We start from the raw sequence: 24099 nt of genomic DNA on the forward strand, positions 1-24099 counted from the left end.
TAGCTAAGGACAGCGACGTGATCAAGAATCTCATACTGCGCGGCGTATCGAGCTACTCGCCTGAGCTCAACTCCCAGGTCGGCCCACTCACGAAAGTGAACATGTTCTATGGGCACAATGGCACGGGCAAAACCACCATTGGGAACTACCTCCAAGACCCTGCTGATTTGCTGTATCACCAATGCCAGACTCAGCCTGCTTCAGCGGAACGTGAGGTGTTGGTGTACAACCATACCTTTATGGAGGCCAACTTCCAGGCCAGTTCGCAGGCCGGCATCTTCACGCTCAATGAAGGCAATATCGAGGCAGAGAAAGAGCTGGAGGCTGCCGAGCTGGCCCTCAAACAGGTGTTGACTGAACATCAGGCCGAGGTGGCGGCAGGGAACGCTTTTGGCGACTCTCAGAAAGCCAACAAAGCGGACATGCTGGATCAGCTATGGGCCCTCAAAAAACCTTTCGAAACCGGCCCTCTCCGGTATTGCCTCGTTGGGCCCAATACCAAAGAGCGCCTCGGCGACAAGCTACGTGATATTGCGCTTGTGACATCGGGTGAGGATTTCACTGCTTTGGCAACTGAGGCGGAGCAGTTGCAGTCTGCGGGAGATACCGAGCTCCCTGCGATACCTACTCTCCGATTTGCAGAAAGCGAGGTGGAAGCCAGCCCCCTGCTCTCCGAAGTCATTTCCGGATCCGGCGACTCGTACCTTTCCGCGTTGATTACTGATCTGGGTAACTCGGACTGGGTCAAGCATGCCCTTGAGTTTCACGAACGGGAGCAGTGTCCGTTTTGCCAGCAAGCCCTGCCAGCTGGTTTCTACGATGAAATCCGGAAGGTGTTCGACAAAACCTACGAGCAGCGGGTCTCTCAGCTGAAAGCTCTGAAAAACCGATACGACGGCGGTGTCGCTCGATTGAGAGGCCAGTCCCAGCGTGCGGAGTATCGGGCTCCTGAGTACCAGGCACTTCTGGCAAGGTTGGACGCATTATTCACCCAAAACATTCAAGAGCTGGCTGCCAAATTGGCGAGTCCATCCATGGTTATCACACTGGAGTCGACCGAGGCTCTGCTCAGCGAAATCAACGCCTTGATCGCGGAAGATCAGCAGAAGATTGATGCCTTCAACCTCAAGGTAAAAGACAAGAAAACCCACCTGGAGAACATCAAAACGCGTTTCTGGAACTGCTTTCGGGCGAGCTGCGACACGGTCATCACGTCCGCGAGAAAGGTACACAGCGAGCTTGGTGTTAAAAAGGAGGAGAAGCGAAAGCTGGCTGACGAGATCCGCATAAAGGCTCAGGTTCACCGGGATGCCATTGCTCTGAGCAGAGCCAAGATCACGAACATCGACCAGTCCATCGACAGCATCAACACGTCGTTGGCTGTGCTGGGGCTCAAGGGCTTTCTGGTTGTCAGAGAGGAGGGTGAGCTTCCTCGTTACAAGCTGCAAAGGCCTGAACAGCAGGCCGGCGTGTTCAAGACGCTCAGCGAGGGTGAGAAGACGTTGATCTCCTTCCTCTATTTTCTTGAGGTCTGTAACGGCGAGCTCGATGAAAACGGTTCCAAGCTGAAAAGCGAGCGAATCATCGTCATCGACGATCCCATATCAAGCCTTTCTCATAACTACATTTACGACATCGCCTCCATGATTCACCGGCGAGTTCTCAGCCCGAAAGAGCGCTTCAAGCAGGTCTTCATCCTGACGCACAACCTGTTCTTCTTTCACGAGATGCTCAAGCACCTCAAAAAATCGGACGAGTTCTCGTTGTTCCGGATCACCAAGGCTGCACACAGCGTCATCACGCCCATGAAGGCCACTGACGTACAGAATGACTACCAATCATTCTGGCAGGCCATCAAGGATGCCCAGGCAGGGCGTACCTCTGCGACCGTCATTCCAAACATGATGCGGAATATCCTGGAGTACTACTTCACATTTGTGCACCGCCAGGACGTGCTTCAGGAGGCGCTCGTGGCGTTGGCCGATGAGGATGCAGATTTTAAGGCCCTGTATCGATACGTTAATCGTGAGTCTCACGCCGATGCGGTCAACCTCACGGATTTTGGTGAGATTGAGCCGGCTCACTACGTGGAGCGGTTCAGGCAGGTGTTCGTGAGGACAGGGTTTGAGGAGCACTATGACAAGATGATGGGAGCGGTCGGATAAGCAACTGACTCCCATTCGTGAGTACACAGGCTCTGAGGAGTCCATGTAATTAAACATTCAGTTCCTGACCTCGGGAATCTGGATGTGCTATGTGTCCTGCGAGCTTGTTTTTCTGGATGCAGTTGGTCATCCGAGATATTGGCGCGAACTGGCATAACGAGTGGAGGGTAAAACGGCATATTCCTATGAGCCAAGGTAGATCCGCCCATGGAGGAGCGATCCGTGCCTCTCAGTGCCCGGAATTTTAGTTCTTACCCTTCGTAGTAGATTTGATTTGCGCTACCGTTTGAAATCGTGCGCAGGATGAGCACGCAGGTAGCGAGCTTGCTAAACGGGCAACGCTTGAGCGCTTAGGGCTTTTTGGCGATGACAAGCAGTCCAGCGACGATGAGGCCTGCACCTGTGATCATGCGCAACGTGATGATCTCTCGAAGCACCAGACCGGCAAGCAACATAGCAACGATGACGCTACCCTTATCAATCAGTGCAACGGTGGCGACATCCCCTGCTTTTAGGGCTTTGTAGTAGAAAATCCATGACAACGCCGTGGTGACGCCCGACAGTCCTAGCCAAGTCAAATTCCTGCTCGTGATGTTGGCCACATCTGTGTAGGAACGACCCACACCGCGAACGCCAGCACGAAGGCACATACAAACGACGTACGAACGGTCAGGCCGAGTTCCCCCGAAATACCTGCAAGGCCCATCTTGGCGATGACAGATGTGAACCCAGCAAAAAACATTGAGACGAAGGCATACGCCATCCATTTTTCCATCCGTGTACTGACCTTTATTTCGGACGCTTGCAGCGCTGAGAGACCAGCCAAAATCACGCGGCTCTCAGTGCTACTCTCGGCATCAAAGCTGGCGAAAATCTATCCGGGGGAATACGCGGCGACCGACTTGCGAATCTCCTCCCGCGCCTCATCAGCGCTCCCCCAACGGCCCATCTTTACCCACTTCCCCGGCTCCAGTGTTTTGTAGTTCTCGAAGAAATGCTGTATCTGAGCGAGTAGTAGCGCGGGGAGGTCTGAGCACTCTTTCACGTCGCTGTACATAGCGCTCAGCTTGTCATGAGGCACTGCAATCACCTTGGCATCCGCTCCAGCTTCGTCCGTCATGTACATCACACCCACTGGCCTACTTCGAATGACGACGCCCGGTGACACCGGGTAAGGGCAAATCACCAGAACGTCCAGAGGATCGCCGTCATCGCTCAATGTATTGGGAATGAATCCATAGTTGGCCGGATAGAACATCGGCGTGCTGAGGAAGCGATCAACAAAGATCTGTCCGCTTGGCTTGTCCACCTCGTACTTGATCGGCGAGTGATTTGCAGGAATCTCGATGACGGTGAAGAAGTCATCGGGGATGGCGTTGCCAGCGGGGATGTCCGTGTAGCTCATGCTCATACCTCTAGGTTTTCTGGAAGGGCCAAGACCGCTGACGTTTTGCCAACGGACACACGTGAGTCGATGTTTTACGCTGACCAATCTGTCAGGCTCGACGGTTAAGGGCCGAGCAATTTTATGATCGCATTCAGGTCAGACCACGGCTGCGAGAGTCGCGAACTGACGTAATCACAGCCAGGCCTGTGCGCGAATGGTTGATCGCACGATGTCTCATGCTGCTGCGCCGCACAGCTTTTACAGATGACAATGCCACCTTGAAATCTCCATCTTCTGCTCCAGGCTAATAACATTTCTGGCGGGGTCATTACGTCGCTCTCGTTACGCAAAGGTTGGTATCAGAAAGGAGGGTGTCACCGCACAAACGCGTCATGGCCGGCATAAATGGCACGGCCTCCTAGCTGCTCTTCAATTCGTAGGAACTGATTGTATTTCTCGACCCGCTCCCCCCGGCATGGAGCGCCTGTCTTGAGATGGCCAGTACCCATGGCCACCGTCAGATCAGCGATGAAGCTGTCCACGGTCTCCCCGCTGCGATGAGAAACCATTGCCCCCCAATTTGCCCCGTAGGCCATTTCAATGGCGGCTTTGGTCTCTGTCAGGGTTCCGATTTGATTGGGTTTGATCAGTACGGCATTGGCTACGTTTTCTGTGATGCCTTGCTGAATCCGTTCGACGTTGGTGACAAACAGGTCGTCTCCAACCAACTCGATCCGGTTACCGAGCGAATCATTCAATAGCTTCCAGCCCGACCAATCGTCTTCCGCGAGTCCATCTTCCAGTACCGCAATCGGGTACTTGTCGATCCATGAGGAATAGAGGCTAATCAGCTCTTGGGCATCGACCTCGCGACTTTCCGAACGCAGATGGTAAAGACCGTGTTCATAGAAACCGCTGGATGCCGGATCGATAGCGATTTCGATCTGAGATCCCGGCTTGTAACCGGCCCTTTCGATGGCTTGAATGATCAGTTCGACGGCATCTGAGTTTTTCTTGAGAGCCGGTGCGAAACCACCCTCATCTCCGACCGCCGTTGAGTAACCGGCATCCTTAAGCACCGCTTTCAGTTCGTGATAAACCTCAGCGCCCCATTGCAAGGCTTCCCTGAAGCTGGCTGCGCCTGTAGGTGCAATCATGAATTCCTGAAAGTCAGGCCCTTGCCAATTGGCATGCACTCCGCCATTGAGGATATTGAACATCGGCACGGGCATTCTCGCGGCCTGGTCGCCTCCTAGATACTGGAACAACGGCAGGTTCATGGCAGAAGCGGCTGCCCTGGCAACGGCCAGGCTGACGCCCAGGATGGCGTTTCCTCCGAGTCTGGATTTATCAGCGGTTCCGTCCAGCTTAATCATCAAATGATCAATCTGTTCTTGATCAGCTGAATCAAAGCCTCTGAGAGCGGCGAGGATTTCGGTATTTACGTTATGAACGGCCTTGAGCACTCCTTTCCCTGAGTATCGATGGGAATCGTTATCGCGCAGTTCTACAGCTTCGTGAGCGCCTGTAGACGCACCGGATGGCACTGATGCCCGGCCCAGCGCTCCGCTCTCAAGGGTGACATCGACCTCAACGGTAGGATTACCGCGTGAATCGAGGATTTCGCGTGCATGAATATCTTGGATACGGGTGTTCATAGTTCATCTCCAAGGAACGATTCAGGATCGTAATTGGCGGCATTAGTAAGTTGGAGGCCTCTGAGGCGGACATCAGCTCTCCATCAGTATTCTGAGCAACTGGATCGCTATCACCGCGATTGCCGGAACCAAGAAACCTCCGATAATCAGCTCGGGAATCTCGCCCAAGAGGGGCATGAACTGACCTGCCTTACCCATCTGGAAAAGCTCAAGCATTTGATCTGACGCGACCATTACGGAGCAGCAGTAGCCAGCCTGCGCCTTGAACCTGATCCGCCTTTGCTTTAACTGATTAAAGGTGAACAGAGACACTCCGAGGCTCACGATGAAAAGCGTGGCAAATTCAAAAACTGATCCTGTGAGCAACTTGCCCATGACAAGACCGAATACGATGCAAAGCATCACTGCACCCATGGGGTCTCCCAATTCTTTCAAGTGATTTGGATGAGCGGAAATCTGTGAGCCTTCCATTGAAGTTTCATCTGTTGGACTGCCCACCGACCCCCTACTCATCACGCTCACTGCCGCTGTGCTCGGAGCGCGTAGCCCGGCACACAGGTGTGAGACAGGTCGGCCTTGCAAGCTCTCTCACTCGGCATACGCAGCGTGACCATGGCGCCTTCGAGCGAAGTCACGATGTACCAGCCCTCGCTGGATACCCGTTGGCTGCCCGCCATCCCTGCCAGAAAAAGTGACCCAAAAATCAGCCCCAAGAGGAGCGATCTATTGTCGCGAGCCCAGCCAGCAGCTTGAGGTTGTGGACGCAAGTTATAAACTCGGTACATGGGGTTTATCCTTTGTATTAGCTGCCCAACGCGGTGTTTTAGTTTTCCGTCTGACCTACTCGACCGTATTCAATGGGCAATTTGAGATAGCCGAGAGAAATCGACTCCCTGGCCAATGCCTCCAGCAACCTGTCGCATCCGGGCTCATCAGTGGATATCGTCACCATGACGGGATGATCGGCACCGCTAAGAAAATGAGCGGTATGCAAATGTCCCAGATGATCCAATCCCTCTGTACCGCTTACCAGCGTTGCACCGAGAACACCCTGCCGCTTGGCGAAGTCGACCAGCCATTCTCCAAGTGGAAGGTGCTGGTATTGGGTGCTTTGTTCAGTGAAAAACGTCAGTTGAAAGCCGGTCATGGCAGCATCCTCATAAGGTGGTGAAAGCGACCGAGATTTGGGTCGGCCATACAGCCTCATCTACGAGCTGGATCTTCAAGATGAGTCACGACGCGTCACTGAGCGGTAACTCGCACAAGAGGAGAACGGCCCGTACCTTGCGTAATTCGTCAGCGTGATCGCGCAAAAAGGCGCGCAGCTTGTCCTCTGTATCCAGTAGCTCCAGGCACTGGGGATGGCGCATATCGCCAAGCTCCGGGTGATGATGTGAGAGGCGCTGGCCTGGCAGATACCCTGCCGAAATCGGCTTGAGCATGACTTGCTCGATCCTGGCTTTTTGGGCGACTTTAAGAAGGTGTTGGGCAAGCGCGGGCGCACTCAGGTGATGCCAGAACTGTGTAACCCGAGCCCGACTGGCGCCGGGAAAATAGACTTGCAAAGCTATCAGTCGATCTTGACGATGTTCGATCATTTCTCTTCCCTCACGAGAGTTTCTTTGCGCTCGCTGGCGGACTCACGTTGATCATGAAATTGCTTGATATCGGAGAGGCGGATTTCTTCCGGCAGAGCGCGGTGATGCTTGCTGTGCCCCACCCGCTGGGCGTGATAGATCCCGGTATGTCCGGACACGAGGTAGCTGGCGATACAGGCGATGGCCGCGAGCGGCGCAATCTCAGGCCCGAACAGCTCCATGGCCATGACAATGGTTGCCAGCGGCGTATTCGCCGCACCCGCAAACACGGCGACAAAACCGATACCCGCCAACATCGCGAAGGGAAGATGCAACAGGGGCGCTAACGCATTCCCTAACGTGGCGCCGATGTAGAACAGCGGTGTGACTTCGCCGCCTTTGAAACCACTGCCCAGCGACACAACGGTGAACACCATCTTCCCAAACCAGTCCCAGGGTGCCACCGGCATTTGAAAGGATTGAACAATGCTCGGAATGCCCAGCCCGATGTACTTGTCGACGTCGATGTAAGGGTTACTGCCGAGCGCCCACACTGCGACTGCGATCAGCAGGCCGCCAGCGAAGGGTCTTAACGGTGAGTAAATAATAAGCCGTTTAACGAACGCACCGAGCTTATGGGTGGCCGTGGCGAACAGCAGGCCCGTGAGGCCAAAGATAATCCCTGCTGCCACCACCGCCATGACGCTCCACAGCTGCACCGGAACCACTTCGCCGATGACGTAATGCGTATGAACAACGCCCCAGGCTTGCCCCACCTGATCGGCGACGATTGCCGCGACCACACAAGGGAACAGCGCGTCATAACGCATGCGACCGATGGCCAACACTTCAAGCCCGAACAACGCCCCGGCGAGTGGGGTGCCGAAGACAGACGCAAAGCCCGCGCTGATGCCGGCCATGAGAATCACTCGGCGGTCTTCCCGACGCAGCCGTAGGACATGCGTCAATTGATCGGCAAGCGCGCCGCCCATCTGCACCGCTGTACCTTCACGTCCCACCGATGCGCCGAACAGGTGGGAAACCACGGTGCCGATGAGCACCATCGGCACCATGCGCAGCGGGACAATTTTCTTGGGGTCGTGGATCTCGTCGATGATCAGGTTATTGCCGGCATCGACCGGTTTACCCATCAGGTGATACGCCAGGCCTACCGCAAAGCCTGCAACGGGCAGTAGCCAGATTACCCAAGGATGGGTTTCACGCCACTGAGTGGCATGATCCAGAGAAAACAGGAAGAACGCTGAGGCGGAGCCTGCCAACAGAGCAACCAGACCTGCAAGCGCAAGCCATTTAGCGATGTAGGGCAGTAAATCGAGTTGTTCAGGTCGTCGGAGTTTAGACATTTGGCCAGCCACAAAAAAGTAAGTGGGCCTGACCAAAGAAGGGATTCTGAGCGCGAGCGCCTACAGACCTGGTTTGATCAGGTTTCTGTAGGCATCATCAGCTGCTACGGGCGCAGCGGTTGGTTAATGGAGGAATGCCATCTCCAATGCGGCGATCTTAGCTAGCTGTCGCCCAAATGTAAAATTGTGTTGCAGGGGGAGCACGTACTAGAAAAGCCGGTAGTCCCACACGACGGCATCGACTCCCCTCATTACACATCTACAGCAGGCGTAGGTTGATCTGAATCATCACCTCGACCGACAAAGCCTATCTCAATCGGTGTTTTGATATAGAACAGGCTGATCGGTTCATGCTCCAGCCTTTGAAAGAGGCGATCAGACTCTTCTTCTGTTATGGCAAGCTGGATCTCTACAGGCTCATCGGCCATCTCGAAAAAATGCGCAGAATGTAGCTTTCCCGTGTGGCCGAACCCCTCGATACCCGTGGAAAGCGTCGCGCCTCGCAAGCCCAGATCCTTCGCTAGATCTACCACCCAATCCCCCAGCATTTTTCCTTGGTAGCGACGATTCTGTTGAGTGAAAAAAACGACGAGAAAGCCTTTCATGATCAGCACCTCAGTTTGAGCTTAGAATTTGATAAGTCAGCAGTCCGAGCGCAGTCATGACCAAAGAGCCTATGACATGGACGCTGATCGCTCCCAGCGCCCAGACCATTCGACCCTCCTGAATCAGCGTCAGAGTTTCTGCGGAAAACGTGGAGAACGTGGTAAGGCCACCGCAAAAGCCAGTCATGATCAGCAGAAGCCACTCCTGGCTGATTGATGGATTTGAGGCGAAGAACGTAAGCGTCCGGCGAACTCACCTTCCGAACTCCAGCTTTAAGGGTGATGGTGTCCGCGTATTTTAGCGGACGCGATCACCCTTATCGCCAGGATTTCCATGCGCCAACGAAGCTCTTATCCGAAACCGTTCAAAGCCCAAGTCGTTCAGGAATGCCTGCAACCTGGGGCAACCGTGTCGAGTGTCGCCATCAGCCACGGCATCAATGCCAATGTCATCCGAAAATGGATGCCGCTCTACCAGGGCCAGCCCGCAACAACCTCGCTGCCAGCATTAGTCCCGCTGAAGGCCGCCCCTAAACGGCCAGCCGAAGCGTCAGTGATCATTGAGTTGCCCGTGGCCGGGCAATTGATCACCGTTAAATGGCCAGCCTCAGATCCTGAGGGCTGCGCGCAATTTATTCGGGCTGTCGCTCAATGATCCGCATCGATCCGATCTGGCTGGCCACCGAGCCCATGGACATGCGCGCCGGAACCGAAACCGCATTAGCCCGGGTGATCGCGGTCTTCGGTGCGGCAAAGCCGCACTGCGCTTATCTGTTCGCCAATCGTCGGGCTAACCGGATGAAAGTACTGGTGCACGATGGCGTGGGCGTCTGGCTTGCCGCGCGGCGCCTGAATCAAGGCAAGTTTCACTGGCCCGGCATTCGCCATGGCTGTGAAGTCGAACTCGAAAGCGAACAACTTCAGGCGTTGGTATTGGGCCTGCCTTGGCAGCGGGTCGGCTCTGGCGGTGTGATCAGGGTGCTCTAACCGCCGGCCATTTGGCCGGTCTGCTTGTCGTCGTTTCGTGCCTGCTCTGGCATAATCGGCGGAATGACTTTCTCGCCCGACCTCGACCAGATGACCACGGAACAGCTTCGTGCCTTGGCGGCACAGGCGTTGCAATTACAGCCCCAAGTCGAGGCGAAGAGCAGAAAGATCCAGAACGATGAAACCATCATCGAGCAGCTGACCTACGAAATCGCCCTTCTTAAACGCCACAAGTTTGCCAAGCGCAGCGAGCAAATCCCGGCGCAGGGCAGCTTGCTGGATGACCTGCTCGATACAGACCTTGAAGCTATCGAGGCAGAGCTGAAACAGCTCCTTCCAACTGCGCCACAGACCGAGCCACGGCAATCCCCGAAACGTGCGCCATTGCCACCGCAGTTTCCACGCACCGTGATTCGTCACGCACCAGAAAACACCCAGTGCGCCTGTGGCTGCCAACTTCAACGCATCGGCGAAGACGTTAGCGAGAAGCTGGATTACACGCCGGGCATTTTTACCGTCGAGCAACATGTGCGTGGCAAGTGGGCCTGCCGTCAGTGCGAAACACTGATCCAGGCGCCGGTGCCGGCGCAGATTATCGACAAAGGTATCCCGACCGCAGGCTTGCTGGCCCACGTCATGGTGGCCAAATTTGCCGATCACTTGCCGCTGTACCGGCAGGAGAAAATCTTTGGCCGCGCCGGATTGGAAATTGCTCGCTCGACCTTGGCCCAGTGGGTAGGACAAACCGGCGTGCGGCTCCAGCCGCTGGTCGACGCGCTGCGTGAAGCCGTGCTGTCCCAGCGAGTCGTCCATGCCGATGAAACACCGGTGCAGATGTTGGCACCGGGCGAAAAGAAGACGCACCGAGCGTACGTCTGGGCCTACTGCACCACGCCGTTCTCTGCACTAAAGGCTGTGGTCTACGACTTCAGCCCCAGCCGTGCTGGCGAACATGCGCGCAATTTCCTGGGCACTTGGAACGGCAAACTGGTGTGCGATGACTTCGCAGGCTACAAAGCCGGCTTCGAACAAGGCATTACCGAAATCGGTTGCATGACACACGCCCGGCGCAAGTTTTTCGACCTGCATGTGGCGAACAAAAGCCAGTTGGCCGAACAGGCGCTGCACTCCATCGGCGGCTTGTATGAAGTCGAACGACAGGCCAAGGACATGAGCGACGAAGATCGTAGGCAATTGCGGCAGGAAATGGCGGTTCCCATCGCAGTGAAACTGCACGAATGGATGTTGGCTCAGCGTGGTCTTGTGCCCGAGGGTTCGGCTACAGCCAAGGCGCTGGATTACAGCCTGAGACGCTGGGTAGCGCTGACGCGCTACCTGGATAACGGAGCCGTGCCCATCGACAACAACGCCGTGGAGAACCAGATCAGGCCATGGGCGCTCGGGAGGTCAAACTGGCTCTTCGCCGGATCGCTGCGCAGTGGAAAACGGGCGGCGGCGATCATGAGCCTGATCCAATCGGCACGCATGAACGGGCATGATCCGTATGCGTATCTCAAAGATGTACTTACTCGGTTGCCGACACAGAAGGCCAGTGAAGTTAATAAGTTGCTGCCGTTCCACTGGCAGCAGCCCAAGGCAGTTTGACCTTCTAGATAAAGAGGGGAGGTATCATTGGCCGCGACTCACCACATGCCTCTATAGCGTTTAGGAAGGCTTGGATGGTCTGCAACGAGCCTTGAAAAGGACTATGTCGTGAACATCTCTGAGATACGCCAAAAACTTCTATATTCCCCGCACGTGCGTGCACTGAACACATGGGTGGAAAGGCGCTGCTTCGGTAGAAAACTGCCTTACTTCGACCCACTGGATGGTGGAGTCGATGCGTCTGTTCTGATATTGCTGGAGTCTCCCGCCAGAGACTGCTCATGGCCACGCTTCGTTTCCCGCGACAACACAGGGCCCTCCCAGCGAAACCTGAAGCGCTTCCTCGAACAGACGTGTCTCGCGCGTGAGCAGAGCATTTTGTGGAATCTCTATCCATGGCTGCCGGATCTGGACAGCCCTGCCGAAGCGATCACACGCTCGAAAATCACAGAGGGCGTCACACTGCTGAAAGAGGTAATGGATTTGCTCCCGTGTTTACGCGTCGTGGTCTTGGCTGGGCGTGTGGCGCAGAGAGCGGCACCCGAAATCGAGCTTCATCGCCCTGCGGTAAGGCTGCTCGCTATGCCCCACCCGAGCCCACTTTCGGTGTGTCAGCATCCCGATGTCGCTAAAGACATTGTCGCCACGCTGACCCGAGCGGCGCAGGTGGCAACTGTCTGATCGTTAGCGACCGGCGCGCTTAGCGTTCAGTGACGCGATACAGGGCGATACAAACAGATTGCCACGGTATGCACCGGCGGCGGTTTTGGTCGCAACCACCAGCCACATGATGGCCAACATCATCACTAGGATAACGCCCAGCACATCGAAAAAGGCCAAATTCAGCGTCGCGCCGAGCTTCAGCGTGGTCACCGCATATACCCCCAGCGGGAAGGTGAAGCCCCACCAGCCAAGATTGAAGGGTATGCCGCCCTTGGTATAACGCGCGGTGATCAATAGCGCCAACAGCATCCACCACAAGCCTAGCCCCCAGAACAGGACGCCCGATACCACCCCTATACCCCCGGCCACCAAGCCGATGCCTGGCATGCCGTGGGCGGCGAAGATTGCTGGTGCATCGCTGCCAATGACCAACATGCCCAGCGCACCCGTGCCAATCGGCCCCAGCGATAACCAAGACGACGCCGCCATGCTCTCATGGGGCAACTTATGAAGTACCAGACGCAGTACCAGAATAACCAAAATGCTTAAGGCCACCGGAACCGAGTAGGCCCACAAGACGTAGCTGGTGATCAGCATCGTGAACTGAGCGCTGGTATCGGCCAGATGCGTTGCAATTGTACCGCCGCTGGCGGCTGCCACTTCCGCTGCTACCACCGGAAGTAGCCATACGGCGGTCATCTGGTCGATGCTGTGCTCCTGCCGGGTAAACATCATAAAAGGGATCAGCACCCCACACGCCATTGCCATGGCGACGTCGCACCACCAGAGCGCATGAGCCAGGGGTATCACACCGTCTCCCCAGTTTGGGAGGCCGTACTGAACCAGGCCGTTGATGATCGTTGCCAGCCCCATCGGTATCGTGCCGAAAAACATCGAAACCGTGGAATGCCCGAAGATCTGTTTAGCTTCATCGAAGAAGAACACCCAGCGGGCGGCGTACATCAAGGTGAAGACGGTGAACAGCAGGATATTGAACAGCCAAAGGGCCTCCCCAACACTTGCAAGCAGCGTACTGTGACCCGGCAACTGCCCCAGGGCCAAGGCCAGAATGCCGGTGCCCATCGTGGCGGCAAACCAATTAGGCGTGAACTGCCGAATCGCCTCTTTGGGATTGGAAAGCGCCGCGAGCGGCTGGCCGCCCTGCATGATCTTGGTAAGGCTGATCTCGCGCATAAAGCCTCCGAATGATTACGATGCGGTGATAGGTTCAGAATAGCGGCATGCACTTATCTGGAAAAACGGATATTTTGGATATGGCATACCCATTTTTAAGGTAAGAAAGTGAAGCTCACACTTCGGCAACTCGACATCTTCCGCGCTATCGCCCAACTAGGTTCAACCACACAAGCCAGTGCAGCCCTTGCCCTGTCGCAGTCAGCGACCAGCGCGGCACTCCATGAACTTGAAGGTGCTTTGGATATTCAACTCTTCGACCGCGTCGGCAAACGCTTGGTGCTGAACGAAAATGGCCAGACACTTCTGCCCAAGGCTATCCGCCTGATCGAAGCAGCGCTGGAGATCGAGGGTGGTTTTCGGACAGACGTGGTCGCGCGGCTGCGAGTAGGTTGCAGCACGACGATTGGCAACTACATTATGCCGCTGCTTATGCAACACATGGCCGAGCGTGCCGGCGGGACACAGATCGATGTCATCCTGGGCAACAGTGCAGAGATCACCCGGCAGGCGGCACAACTGTCAATTGACGTTGGCCTGGTCGAAGGGCCCAGCCACCAGCCCACTCTGGCCGTGCAGCCCTGGTGTGAAGACGAGTTGATCATTGTCGCAGCGGCAGATGACCCTTTGGCACATAAAGGGCAGCTTTCTGCCAGTGAGCTACGTGAAGCACGCTGGCTTGTGCGCGAAGAGGGATCGGGCACGGCTGAAGAGGTACAGCAGTGGCTCTTACCGCATCTTGGTTCTTTGAGCAATGCTCGGCAGATTGGCAGTTCTGAAGCCATAAAGCGGATGGTAGCGGCGGGTATCGGAATTAGCTGCCTTTCCTATTGGGTGGTCGGAGACCTCATCGCAGAAGGCAGACTGATCTCGTTGAATCACGTGATTCCTGAGCACAAACGGCAGTTACACGCGGTCTATCACCGAGACAAATTCATCTCACTCTCCCTTGAAGCCTTTTTCAGGGTGATCAAGGACTTTGCCTCGGCCAACGCGAGATAACGGCTAGGCCACGTGACGCCCTCAACAGACGGGAAGTTGTATTCGCCATCCGCTTACGAGCCAAGTGCAGAGGAAAAAGCTCGGATGGCTGATTTCTTGGGCCTGAATAATCCGTTCTTCGCTGAAAATAACGGCGATCAATCAGATATGCACCGGGCGGGTACGCCGTCGCTCCTGCACTTGAGCCGTCAGCGCTAACGAATGGCTTTGGTTGGACTCGCCTGCAGCCTCGCGTGTGCCAAGGTACTCAAGGGAGGCGGTCTATCACGGAGCCGTAGTCAAAGTCGACGGTACTCCCTGACACCAGTACTGCTTCGAGCTGATGCCTGACTGCTCCGCTGACGATGCGAAACTCGCTCACGTCCCCCGAATGCCTGGTCGTTAACCAGATCAGCTTGAGCTTTTCTATGGCTATGGGATGCTCGATCACACCCGATGAGGCCTTGATTAAGAAGGCGCTGAGCCTCTCTTTTAGCTCGAATCGAGACTTATACGGATAGGGGCCAAGAAAGAAAGGGCCGTCACCAACGATCCGATCCATTTCCAGCTTCGGCTTTAATCGAACAGCCTGGATATCCTGATGTTCCTTCCACCGATTCCAGACGATGTGACCTCTTGCCGTACATTCCTCGACCCATCGCGTTTCTGCGTCCAACGCGTCCTGTTCCGAGCCACAGGATTCTACAACTTTGAAAATGGGTGTCATGCCGGCGCCGAGGATCTCGGCAATTTTGGTTGCGGCCCGCTTCGTATTGAGTTTGGCACGTCCCAGATGCGCGCGCTGTCGCCTTTCAAGGTCGGTCGTCAGCCCAACGTAGAAGGGCTCTTCAGTCACGGGATCGAGGATCAGGTAGATGACGTATCGCCTAGCAACGATCCCGTCCAAGGCCGCTTGTTGGGGAGCAGTGGCCGACCGGTTCTCCATGCCTTCAGTGCTGAAGTGGAGGACAGGGGAGTGGTTTGAACCGGGCGTAGGGCTTTGTTGGCGGTACCATTCTTCCGCCAGTTCGAGTGTGGCGAAAGACTGGTGCTTAGCCTCCGGAAATCGCTCAATGGACAAGCGAGCACCACCTTCCCAAGCATTGAAAATACCGAGCTTCCGTCCTTGGACGACTGCGTAGAATTTGGGTTTCTTTGCCATCCTGTGCAACCTTCTGAGTAACCTAATCGACCTGTTTAAGCGAACAGTCGAGTAAGCGTCACAGCGTACCATCATTCCTGGAGTGCGAGCTTTCAGGGAACTGTGGGGGGGCGCATCGACGTGGCAGAGGTGATTAGGCGCTCTGGTTTTGCTGGGTAAGGATCAGTCAAAAGAAAGCCCGCTCTGGGCGGGCAAGGGAGCGTCAAACACATGAGGAGGATTGAACACTGCATCACTTGAAGTGAAAAACAAGTGAAAGTGGGTACGACGGGCCCAATCACGTTCCAAACGATAGCCGTGATGGTCGAGGGAGCAGCTTGGCGCCGGTGGTATTCGAATCGCAGCGCTTCAGCCATCATGCGCACCTTATGAACAGGCTCAGGTATTGCCAGCACCATGCGAAAGGACAATGTGAAGGACGGCGAGGGTGCGAAGGTGGTTTGTTATCGTTGCGTGCACGACCCCTACCTGGGGCGGCAGATTCAGCGCGAGGGGGCATCTTCCACGTGCAGCCTGTGTAGCTCTATCCGCAAGTGCATACCTCTTTCTAAGCTTGTATCCAAGGTCACTGAAATCCTTGGTACGCACATCTGTGAAGGTGAGCACGGACGGCGCTGGAGCGATGGGCTCGTTGACTACCAGGAAGGGGAGAGCATTGAATACTGGGTCAGCGAGATCTTTGGCTGCGACAACATTGAACCCGTTGTGGGTGCTGTGTGCAGAGGACTAACGTCGTACAGCGACGACATTCAGTATTCCAGGCAACCGTTCAGGTTGGATGACATCGGCCACCAATGGTGTGAGTTTCAAGAGGGCATGAAGCATGGTGTCCGCTTCTTTAATGAAAGCGCCAAGACGTTTCTGGACTGGCTTTTCAAAGACCTGGACAAGTACTCAGCTTCATCGGATGAACACGCCGTTGTACGCTTGCTCACACCTGAAGACGATCCTGCTATCTACCGGGCGCGGACTTGCATGGCCTCGGGCAGTGTCTCCGAGATCGCCGCCGACCCAGCACGCAACCTCGGGGCTCCGCCTAAGGAACGTGCCGGGGAGGGCCGGATGAACCCTGTCGGTGTCCCTGCATTCTATGGAGCATTTGAGCGCAAGACCTGTGTCGCAGAGCTCCGGCCTCCGGTGGGTAGCAAGGTTGTGAGCGGTAGGTTCAGGTTGACCAGGACGGTCAAGGTATTGGATTTCGGGCGTTTCGAGAGCGCAGATCTTGGGCCTGCGCCAAGTTTCTTTGACTCCAAATACAACTCTAAGGCGGGGCGGCGGGATTTCCTGAAGTTCCTGCACGATGTGATCACTGTGCCCGTGCTGCCTGGATCAGAACGGGATTACCTGACTACGCAGGTTATCGCCGAGTACCTTGCTACTCACTGCACGCCCCGTATTGATGGTGTGATTTTCAAGTCGGTACAGGAAAGCGCAGGTAGCAATATCGTGCTGTTCTCCCACGTAGCGTGCGCGGCGACATCCACCGTGGGACGTATCCGGAACGGCTACATGATTTTGGGCCCGAAGCGGTCTGATGGGCCTTGCATCGAATATGTGAGCGACAGCCTCGTCTCTCACTCAATCAGCAAGGTGAAGTACGAAACAGATGATGAGCGCTTGTCTGAAGCTTCGCGTGAGCAATTCGAAAATGCTGACTTCTGATCTTCCGACGGGTCTCCGCCTTCGCCAAGCTGGCTGGTTCAATTGGGTGCGCTGACTCTGAATTCACTACATAGCGTGTTGGTTGTGTTTTTTTGTCCCTACATATTGTGTTTTGGCGCGGTGCTGCTAGCTTTTAAGTAACCTTATTCAGCGAGGTGTCACATGGCAGGTAAAGGCAAAAACCAGCACGTGGTGAAGCGTGATGATGGGTGGGCAGTTCGAGGGGAAGGCAATTCCAAGGACACATCTCATCATCGAACTCAGCAAGAGGCTGCTGATGTGGCTCGGGGGATAGCGCAGAACCAGAAAAGCGAAGTGCTGATACACGGCAAGGATGGCAAGATTCGGGATCGTGATTCATACGGCAACGATCCGTACCCGCCGAAGGGGTGAGTCTGCTTGAAATTCGGCCCTAGAGGCCTCTTGGGCCGTCGCCGAATGTGCTACTAGCCTGCCTCGACGTGCTTGTTGGGGCTCATGGCTTGGCCTCTGGCTTTCAACGTTCTAACTGTCTGCGCAGTTAGGCGTGAGGGCTGAGCGGGTATCAAGGGGCTTTAGGGATTTTGGTACTACTAAGGCACGGGGTTCTACCTTGCGCAAGAGGTTTGGACGCGCCTCTCAGTGCCTTAGCGAACGTAAAAAAATGTCCACTGTACGGTCTACTATCTGTTCGATTTCATCGCGAACGAGGGGTTCGCTGTTGCCTCTGACCTGAGTCCACAGGACTCGACCGTCAATCATGCCCATGAAGTCGCGAGCAGCGATCTCAGGCTCTTGAACTGCCAGGATACCCCGCAGCGCCAGTTCACCGAGATAGTCGCTTACAACGGTCATGGCGGGCTCCTGTATGACTTCATCGAATCGGCTGGCCAGCAGTGGGAAGCGCCGACCTTCCCGGATCACCATGCGTAGGAAATCAGCGGCCATTGGCCCAGACCAAAAGCCCGCAAACTCAATGGCGATCTGTCGGAGTCCGTTTCTGGGGTCAGCCAATGCCGACTCATCGCTGGCGACGTTCATGATTGGAAACGCCTTCCACATGCGTTCCGCCACCGCGACGAATAGCGATTCTTTGCCTTCGGGGTAGCGGTTATAGAGGGTCTGGCGGGTGACCGCTGCCGCTTTGGCGATCTCTTCCATGCTCGCGCCCTCGTAGCCATGCTCGATAAACATCCTGCCTGCTGCTGCGAGAATCCTGACCGGGCGTGACGCGGTCTCGCTAGGATTGAGCAGGTCGTCGACGGGAGAGGGGGTGGCCACGTTCATTTTGTTTACCTGTAGCAGAGTAGGCTAAGTGTTACTGAAAGGGAGGGGATTCGCTACTCATGTTTTTTCGGATTAACTTTACTTTACTGTAAAGAATGACTGCGCCTCGCTGAGTGGGTAGGCGCTAAGTTGTCGCGGGATTATTTGGACACAAGTCTATCTGTGCCTGCAGAGTGTTGATGTGGGAGCAGTCTGTGACGAGGGCGCTGAGTGGTACCTGTAACCTGCAAATTTATTCTCGGATAGGTACCGACGCTTAGTGGTTGAGACCTTATCATCTGCTCATCCCATACATCAGGTAAGCAAAATGACAGTCACTAACCGCGCTGTTGCAATCGAATCGTGTGAGAACGTTCTTCGCGAGGACTACCGGTACAACGTAGAGAACCAGATTTGGCCTAGCATCAATGCGCGCATCCTACGGCTTCTCACTCGCACTCATGAGCTTTCGGACGCTTACGTCGAGCTATACGGGACATTGGCAGATCAACCCAACGCGCTTACGTCATTCTTCGACGTACTCAATACCACGGTATATTCTTGGAATCCCAAAAGAGTCAAAGAGGCTCGTGAAGCGAGGGATGAGTTGACTGACTTGAATGTAAGGATTGCGGAAGTATCAAAGTTGTTGAGTGACCTGATTTCTCGGCGCACTGAAGTTCAAGGGAAATCGAGTTTTAGCAGCGAAACTCACTATCATATTATTGACGTCGCACGTGATGCAGGTAAAGGCAATGGTCTCTTCGAGTCTTATATTGAGAAGCAGTTAGATAAACTGACCTATCAATTTGATCTGAAGTACTGGCCATCGATTAGTGAGTTCGTGACTGCTATTGGTGCCGATGCCGGGAAGGCGGTCACAGTTGCTAACGGCCCAACTGCAATTGCAGCTACAGAAGGGCGGCGTTCGGGACTTGCGGACTTTTTGAAAGCCTTTGAGGCCAGTCTTGATTCAAATCGAGCTAGGCGCCATGGATGGATCCCGAATAGCTTCTCACTGTCCGATAACTCAATGTCATCTTTGGTCAACTGCGCACTTGAGCTGGAAGTAGATGAGTTAATCGATAGCAGCTTCGTTAAGCGATTCCGCCAGCGCGAGCGCGAAAAGGCGGCGAGCCGAGTGAAGGACGACTGAGGTTCAGTTTCGACTGCTGCGGTACGTCGAGATGGTGTGATCGCGTTTCCAAGTTATGGATTCCGCGTTTCGATTTCGTCAGTTTGGTTGTCTGGGGGAGCATGGCCAGTCCGTGCACTCCCTCTGGCTGGTTTCAAGATGGTTGGGGGTGCACCATTCAAGCTCTGCTGGCATGTCTGCAGATTGAGTCTTTATGGAGTTATTGAGTGAGCGAAAGGGGGAAAGCGGTATGGACAAGGCGCCGTGTAGAGGGCGTCGACGGTGCACCAGATTTTCGGGACTTATGGGGGGCGGTTTTCGAGGGGCTGCGAGAGAGTTTTACGGGCTTGGGCCCTAGGTTCGGATTGCCTGGGATGCCCGGAATCATTGGCTGAAAGGTGGAGCGGGTAGAGGGAATCGAACCCTCAACTAAAGCTTGGGAAGCTTTCATTTTACCACTAAACTATACCCGCATTACGCGTTTTTACCATGCACCAAGGAGGGGTGTCCAATAAGAACCCTCAACTAAAGCTTGGGAAGCTTTCGTTTTGCCACTAAACTATACCCGCTTTTTTAGTACGTCTTTTCGCTCACGGGAGGAGGCCACTGTGTCGAACCTTCATGTGAGCTTTCACGGGAGTCATGCCGTTTGACGACACCCGCTACCGACGCTTTCAGCGGCTGACTTTGTACCAGAAGCGGGCATTGAATTGAAGCGTTAAATGCCTTGTAGCGGAAATAGACGGGCATTGCGCAAAGGTTCGGGATTCATTCGCCAGTCGTGCAGAACGGTGAATGGCGAATGAATCCGATCCCGGAGACCTTCACGGTCAGATGGCAAATGCATGGTTCGATTGCACCTGTCGGTAACGTAGGCGGGCAGGTTCTTGGGCCGGGGTGAGGAAGCTCATCAGCGCGTTCTGGGATTCCAGGCATGCCGCTTTGTTTTCCATGTCCAGAAAATGCCCCGCGTTGTTGATCGTGGTGAAGTGGCAGTCGCGGATGTGGTTCGCGAACAGCCGGGCGTCAGGCGCTGCGGTGTATTCGTCCCACTCGCCGTTCATGAACAGCACCGGCACATTGATGCGCTTGGCGGCTTTGATCTGGCCGTGGGTGGTGGTGTCCAACACATGATTGATGTGGTGGTGCATCTGCGCATACTCATGCAGGTCCAGCGAGCTGACGTGCCGATAGTTGAAGCGCTTGAACAGCGACGGCAGGTGCTTGCCGATGGTGCTGTTGATCAGCGTCCCGACTTCGTATCGGTCGAACGCGCCCAAATGCTGCTGACCCCGCGTGAGATAGTCGTGCATGTGCTCGTTGATGACCGGCGAGAACGAGCTGATGACGGCCTTCTCGATACGCTTGGGCCGGTGCGCCAATGCCACCAAGGCCGCTGCGCCACCCCAAGAAAACGACATGACGTGTTCGGCATTGAAGTGGTCGATCAGCTCCAGCAGGATCTGGCCTTCGACTTCCTTGGTCAGCGGTTTTTCGTGCACGTTGTGAGGCTTGGATTTTCCCGCATAGGGCTGGTCGTAGAGCACGACGTTGAATTGCGGATGCAGGTTGCGGACGGTTTGAGCGAAAGATGCTGTCGTGGCCAGTGAGCCGTTGACCATGACAATGGTCTTTTCGGCGGCATCTGCGCGATAGAACTCCGTGTAAACCCGAAACTGGCCCTGTATATCAAGCACAGCGATTTCTGGCCTCATATCCATGTCTCCTGACGTTAAAACAGGTGTGCGCGCAACCACGTTGCACGAGTTTCGTGACAGGTAGGCAATGCCTTGAAAGGGGGCCCATGTCAGTCCGGAACGGTCTGGCCGACAGGTGTTGTTATTGGCGGGCGGCTTGCCGACCCGGTGCCTGAGGCGCCTGGAGCCGACAAAAGGTTTCTTGGAATACGTGCGTGACTCTCCGGTCACATGCGGACCGACGGTTGGATTCAAGCAGCCGATCCCTCAACCCGCAAGTGCCGTTCGGGAATTGTCCTACACGATCTGCCGGGCGGTCGAAAGACGTCAGATGAGCTGAATCTCTTCAGCTGTCAGGGGGCGGTATTCGCCGGGTAGTAACAGGGGATCGAGCACGAGCGGCCCCATGCTCTCGCGATGCAAGCCCACGACCTTGTTGTCGAAAAAGCCGAACATGCGCTTCACCTGATGGTAGCGGCCTTCCATGATGCTCAGTCGTGCGTGATGAGCGTCGAGGATGACCAGATCCGCTGGAAGGGTCGTCAGGTCTTCGAACGCGAAATAAAAGCCCTCGGTGAATTTCTCGACGTAATGCGCGCCGATCGCCTGTTCGGTTTCCACGTAATAGACCTTGGGCAGTTTGGTGGTGGGCTGGGTCAGGCGGCGTGACCATTGCCCGTCGTTGGTGATCAGCATGAGGCCCGAGGTATTGAAGTCCAGACGCCCGGCAATGTGCAGGTCATGCTTGTCGGGTTCATGCAGAAGGTCCAGAACGGTGGGGTGCTGCGGGTCGGTCGTGGCACTGACGCAACCGGGCGGCTTGTGCAGCATGAAGTAGCGGGCGGGCTTGCCGATTTGCAGGGTGTCGTCGTCGACCATCACGTGACTGAATTCACGCAGCTCGTGCAACGGGTCTTTGGTGATCACCCCGTCGACCCTGACCCGACCCGCGAGCAGGGCCAGCCGCACGTCCTTGCGGCTAAAGCGGGGGAGGTTGCTGAGGAAGCGGTCGAGGCGCATGGCGAGTCAGTGTGCAGGAGAGGAGGGCATGTTATGTCAGTCGGGCCTGACGCTGAACCTGAGGCAACAAATTCATTCGCGAAGGAGTTATCAGGCGATCAGCGTTACGTGGTCATGACCTCTTCCACCAGCCCGGCGCAGCGCGGGCACAGGCAGGCCTTGTTCCTGATGTCGTCAGGCAACGCCGCCAGCACCGTAGGATCGATCGTTTCGGTGAAACACCAGCAGGCCAAACCCGCCGTCCGGGGATCGGCCAGGGTGCAGCGATTGCTCTGGCCGCACACTGGGCAGATGTCAGCGCCGTTCAACACAGGGTTCATGCCGGTTCGGCCTCTTCGGTACAGACCCGATTGCGTCCGCTCTGCTTGGCGCTGTAAAGCGCCTGGTCGGCACGGGCAATCAGACTCTGCAGGGTGTCGTCGGGGTGCAGCTCGGTCAGGCCCAAACTCACCGTGACTTGCAGGGCGGAACCTGTGAACACGTAGGTATGCTGCTCCGCCAGCAAACGAATTTTCTCGGCGACGCGCTGGGCACCGCTGCTGCTGGTGTCCTTGAGCAGGATGATGAACTCCTCGCCACCCCATCGGCAAATGATGTCACTGTCTCGCAAGCAGCGCCTGACATCGTCGGCAAAGCCAGACAACACTTCGTCGCCTGCGAGATGGCCGTGGGTGTCGTTCAGCCGCTTGAAATGATCCAGGTCCAGCAGCATCGCTGACAGCGCCTTCTGATCGCGGCGGCATTCGGCAATGGCATTCATCGCGATCCGATCGAAGCCCCGGCGATTGGGCAGCCCTGTGAGGCTATCAACCATGGCCTGTGTCTCGATGCGCATTTGAAAGCGTTGAACCACCCGGTTGAGCAGGACCAAGACCAGCAGCATCACGGCCAGACAGATCAGCAGATTGAGATAAAGGGATTGGCGGATGTCGGTCAAAGCGCCGTCTTCACGCTTGTCGACGAACAGGTACCAGTTCAGCTCCGGGATGTAACGCACGTTGAGAAAATGTGCGTCGCCCAGCGAGTCATATTGATAGCTGCCGCTCACCGGTTTGGGCATCTGATTCAGGAGGTCCTTGAGGTCTGGAAGCTCGCGCAGCACCTGACCAATCTTCGCACCCTGCGGCCCGCCCCCTGCCCCTGTCAGCACCAGTCGCCCGAACGCATCGACGAAATACACGCTGCGCTGGTAACGCTCCTGATAGCGATCCATCAGCTTGATCACGGCGTCCACCGTCAGACCGACCCCTGTGGCCCCGATGAAGTTATCGCTGTAATCGGACACCTTGTAATTGATGAAAAAGGTCAGGTTGTCCTTGTTCGCAAGGTCTGGATCGACGTTGATTTCGTACGGATCAGCCATGTCGCGCACCCGGTAATACCACGCATCGCGGGGCTCATCCGGGCGGATTTTTTTCAACACGCCTTTGGCCTGGTAATAAGTCAGGCTGTGATTTGAGACGAAAAACGAGGTGTAGGCGCCGTAGTGGTCCATCACCTCTTTCAGATAGCGGGTCATTTGCTGCGGGTCTTTTTCCCCAGCCACCACCCAGTCGCGCACAAACGTGTCGCGCGCCATCATCGACGAGATCAACACCGGGCGGACGAGGTCTTTCTGAATCTCGGAATAAACCGTGTCGGACGTCAGCGGCAGCTCGGTATTGACGATGCTGTCGCGGATGGCATTGCGCGAGGCGATGTAGCTGAGCAGCGACGTCGCCAGAAAACCGCTCCCCAAGAGAATCACCAACGTCAACAGCAGGGAGCGTTGTGAATGGAGCGTGGAACGAAGGGGCATGACCAATCCGATTGAATAAGGAATCCATTAAGCGAGACATGCTAGCCTGATGCCATGCCGTTGCGCCATGGGGCGTCGGCGGTTTGCGATTGGCGATTCACGGAACGCACTCGAAGGCCGTTTTTTCATTGGCTTCGTCACGCACCGTTGCAGGGCACCGTCTGGCAGTTGAAAAGAGGAACAGGGCACTCGAT

At 55.7% G+C, this 24099-nt stretch carries 25 protein-coding genes, 1 tRNA gene, 1 pseudogene and 1 riboswitch; of the genes and pseudogenes, 9 read left to right on the plus strand and 18 right to left on the minus strand.

All coding sequences use genetic code 11. From position 1 onward, the window contains the following. Window positions 1-17: 17 nt before the first annotated feature. Entirely contained in the window at window positions 18-2165 is a 2148-nt protein-coding gene (locus GVN17_RS15675) for an AAA family ATPase (RefSeq protein WP_166596177.1), read from the plus strand. Between the two features lie 350 nt (window positions 2166-2515). On the opposite strand, the gene GVN17_RS15680 is transcribed toward GVN17_RS15675, so the two are convergent. The 10 genes and pseudogenes from GVN17_RS15680 to GVN17_RS15720 form a co-directional block, all read right to left on the minus strand. Continuing rightward, window positions 2516-2788 carry an EamA family transporter gene (locus GVN17_RS15680; RefSeq protein ID WP_371928560.1) on the minus strand — a complete coding sequence of 91 codons (273 nt, stop codon included), beginning with the start codon at window positions 2786-2788 and terminating at the stop codon, window positions 2516-2518. A 251-nt stretch (window positions 2789-3039) separates the two neighbouring features. Further along, a complete protein-coding gene (ppa, locus tag GVN17_RS15685) occupies window positions 3040-3570 on the minus strand; it encodes an inorganic diphosphatase (RefSeq protein ID WP_166596178.1) in 531 nt (176 codons plus the stop codon). Window positions 3571-3926: 356 nt separating this feature from the next. Continuing rightward, complete coding sequence (gene eno, locus GVN17_RS15690; RefSeq protein WP_166596179.1) at window positions 3927-5210, minus strand: phosphopyruvate hydratase; 1284 nt, start codon at window positions 5208-5210, stop codon at window positions 3927-3929. A 72-nt stretch (window positions 5211-5282) separates the two neighbouring features. Then, window positions 5283-5624: a hypothetical protein gene (locus GVN17_RS15695; RefSeq protein ID WP_120126852.1), complete on the minus strand. Its 342-nt coding sequence runs from the start codon at window positions 5622-5624 to the stop codon at window positions 5283-5285. A 104-nt stretch (window positions 5625-5728) separates the two neighbouring features. Beyond that, window positions 5729-5995: a hypothetical protein gene (locus GVN17_RS29820; protein WP_120126763.1), complete on the minus strand. Its 267-nt coding sequence runs from the start codon at window positions 5993-5995 to the stop codon at window positions 5729-5731. 38 nt (window positions 5996-6033) lie between these two features. Next, the gene (locus GVN17_RS15700) at window positions 6034-6357 is read right to left on the minus strand and encodes a DUF190 domain-containing protein (protein ID WP_120126764.1); all 324 of its coding nucleotides are present in this window, start codon (window positions 6355-6357) and stop codon (window positions 6034-6036) included. 85 nt (window positions 6358-6442) lie between these two features. Further along, the gene (locus tag GVN17_RS15705) at window positions 6443-6808 is read right to left on the minus strand and encodes a hypothetical protein (protein WP_166596180.1); all 366 of its coding nucleotides are present in this window, start codon (window positions 6806-6808) and stop codon (window positions 6443-6445) included. Next, complete coding sequence (locus tag GVN17_RS15710) at window positions 6805-8151, minus strand: voltage-gated chloride channel family protein (RefSeq protein ID WP_166596181.1); 1347 nt, start codon at window positions 8149-8151, stop codon at window positions 6805-6807. Before GVN17_RS15710 ends, GVN17_RS15705 begins: the two co-directional genes overlap by 4 nt. Window positions 8152-8232: 81 nt before the next feature. Beyond that, window positions 8233-8305: riboswitch (Fluoride riboswitch) on the minus strand. 97 nt (window positions 8306-8402) lie between these two features. Beyond that, the gene (locus tag GVN17_RS15715; RefSeq protein WP_166596182.1) at window positions 8403-8756 is read right to left on the minus strand and encodes a DUF190 domain-containing protein; all 354 of its coding nucleotides are present in this window, start codon (window positions 8754-8756) and stop codon (window positions 8403-8405) included. Window positions 8757-8766: 10 nt separating this feature from the next. Beyond that, window positions 8767-8985: pseudogene (locus GVN17_RS15720) on the minus strand (CrcB family protein); the annotation flags it as partial. A 105-nt stretch (window positions 8986-9090) separates the two neighbouring features. Between GVN17_RS15720 and GVN17_RS15725 the strand changes: the two are divergent. The 4 genes from GVN17_RS15725 (at window position 9091) to GVN17_RS15740 (ending at window position 12029) form a co-directional block, all read left to right on the plus strand. Then, entirely contained in the window at window positions 9091-9411 is a 321-nt protein-coding gene (locus tag GVN17_RS15725; RefSeq protein ID WP_166596184.1) for a transposase, read from the plus strand. Continuing rightward, complete coding sequence (tnpB, locus tag GVN17_RS29695) at window positions 9408-9743, plus strand: IS66 family insertion sequence element accessory protein TnpB (RefSeq protein ID WP_166596185.1); 336 nt, start codon at window positions 9408-9410, stop codon at window positions 9741-9743. Before GVN17_RS15725 ends, tnpB begins: the two co-directional genes overlap by 4 nt. A 63-nt stretch (window positions 9744-9806) precedes the next feature. Continuing rightward, entirely contained in the window at window positions 9807-11348 is a 1542-nt protein-coding gene (locus GVN17_RS15735; RefSeq protein WP_166596186.1) for an IS66 family transposase, read from the plus strand. 108 nt (window positions 11349-11456) lie between these two features. Continuing rightward, window positions 11457-12029, plus strand: coding sequence for a uracil-DNA glycosylase (locus GVN17_RS15740; protein WP_166596187.1), 573 nt, complete (start codon window positions 11457-11459; stop codon window positions 12027-12029). Between the two features lie 3 nt (window positions 12030-12032). Here the strand turns inward: GVN17_RS15740 and GVN17_RS15745 are convergent, their stop codons facing one another. Next, a complete protein-coding gene (locus tag GVN17_RS15745; RefSeq protein ID WP_371928565.1) occupies window positions 12033-13178 on the minus strand; it encodes a TDT family transporter in 1146 nt (381 codons plus the stop codon). A gap of 135 nt (window positions 13179-13313) precedes the next feature. On the opposite strand from GVN17_RS15745, the gene GVN17_RS15750 reads away from it, so the two are divergent. Continuing rightward, complete coding sequence (locus GVN17_RS15750; protein ID WP_120126783.1) at window positions 13314-14207, plus strand: LysR family transcriptional regulator; 894 nt, start codon at window positions 13314-13316, stop codon at window positions 14205-14207. Between the two features lie 247 nt (window positions 14208-14454). Here the strand turns inward: GVN17_RS15750 and GVN17_RS15755 are convergent, their stop codons facing one another. Next, on the minus strand, window positions 14455-15348 hold the full coding sequence (locus GVN17_RS15755; RefSeq protein WP_166596189.1) for a viroplasmin family protein: 894 nt from the start codon (window positions 15346-15348) through the stop codon (window positions 14455-14457). Window positions 15349-15744: 396 nt separating this feature from the next. Here GVN17_RS15755 and GVN17_RS15760 point away from each other — a divergent pair, with 396 nt between their 5' ends. Together GVN17_RS15760 and GVN17_RS15765 are read left to right on the plus strand one after the other, a co-directional pair. Further along, window positions 15745-17010 carry an RES family NAD+ phosphorylase gene (locus tag GVN17_RS15760; protein ID WP_166596190.1) on the plus strand — a complete coding sequence of 422 codons (1266 nt, stop codon included), beginning with the start codon at window positions 15745-15747 and terminating at the stop codon, window positions 17008-17010. Window positions 17011-17172: 162 nt separating this feature from the next. Then, window positions 17173-17403 carry a DUF2188 domain-containing protein gene (locus GVN17_RS15765; RefSeq protein ID WP_020312921.1) on the plus strand — a complete coding sequence of 77 codons (231 nt, stop codon included), beginning with the start codon at window positions 17173-17175 and terminating at the stop codon, window positions 17401-17403. Between the two features lie 225 nt (window positions 17404-17628). Here GVN17_RS15765 and GVN17_RS15770 read toward each other — a convergent pair whose 3' ends face one another. Beyond that, a complete protein-coding gene (locus tag GVN17_RS15770) occupies window positions 17629-18276 on the minus strand; it encodes a TetR/AcrR family transcriptional regulator (protein WP_020312922.1) in 648 nt (215 codons plus the stop codon). Window positions 18277-18583: 307 nt separating this feature from the next. On the opposite strand from GVN17_RS15770, the gene GVN17_RS15775 reads away from it, so the two are divergent. Beyond that, entirely contained in the window at window positions 18584-19411 is an 828-nt protein-coding gene (locus GVN17_RS15775; RefSeq protein WP_017710334.1) for a hypothetical protein, read from the plus strand. 378 nt (window positions 19412-19789) lie between these two features. On the opposite strand, the gene GVN17_RS15780 is transcribed toward GVN17_RS15775, so the two are convergent. From GVN17_RS15780 to GVN17_RS15800, 5 genes are all read right to left on the minus strand, one after another. After that, window positions 19790-19863: transfer RNA gene (locus tag GVN17_RS15780), tRNA-Gly, on the minus strand. Window positions 19864-20220: 357 nt separating this feature from the next. Then, window positions 20221-21105 (minus strand): alpha/beta fold hydrolase, encoded by an 885-nt coding sequence (locus GVN17_RS15785; protein WP_166596191.1) that lies wholly within the window; start codon window positions 21103-21105, stop codon window positions 20221-20223. Between the two features lie 309 nt (window positions 21106-21414). Then, window positions 21415-22107 (minus strand): pseudouridine synthase, encoded by a 693-nt coding sequence (locus tag GVN17_RS15790; RefSeq protein WP_166596192.1) that lies wholly within the window; start codon window positions 22105-22107, stop codon window positions 21415-21417. 104 nt (window positions 22108-22211) lie between these two features. Then, a complete protein-coding gene (locus GVN17_RS15795; RefSeq protein WP_166596193.1) occupies window positions 22212-22427 on the minus strand; it encodes a cysteine-rich CWC family protein in 216 nt (71 codons plus the stop codon). Then, complete coding sequence (locus tag GVN17_RS15800) at window positions 22424-23905, minus strand: sensor domain-containing diguanylate cyclase (RefSeq protein WP_166596194.1); 1482 nt, start codon at window positions 23903-23905, stop codon at window positions 22424-22426. Before GVN17_RS15800 ends, GVN17_RS15795 begins: the two co-directional genes overlap by 4 nt. Window positions 23906-24099 lie beyond the last annotated feature (194 nt).

Source organism: Pseudomonas sp. SLFW, from assembly GCF_009905615.1.
Lineage (GTDB): Bacteria > Pseudomonadota > Gammaproteobacteria > Pseudomonadales > Pseudomonadaceae > Aquipseudomonas > Aquipseudomonas bambusae.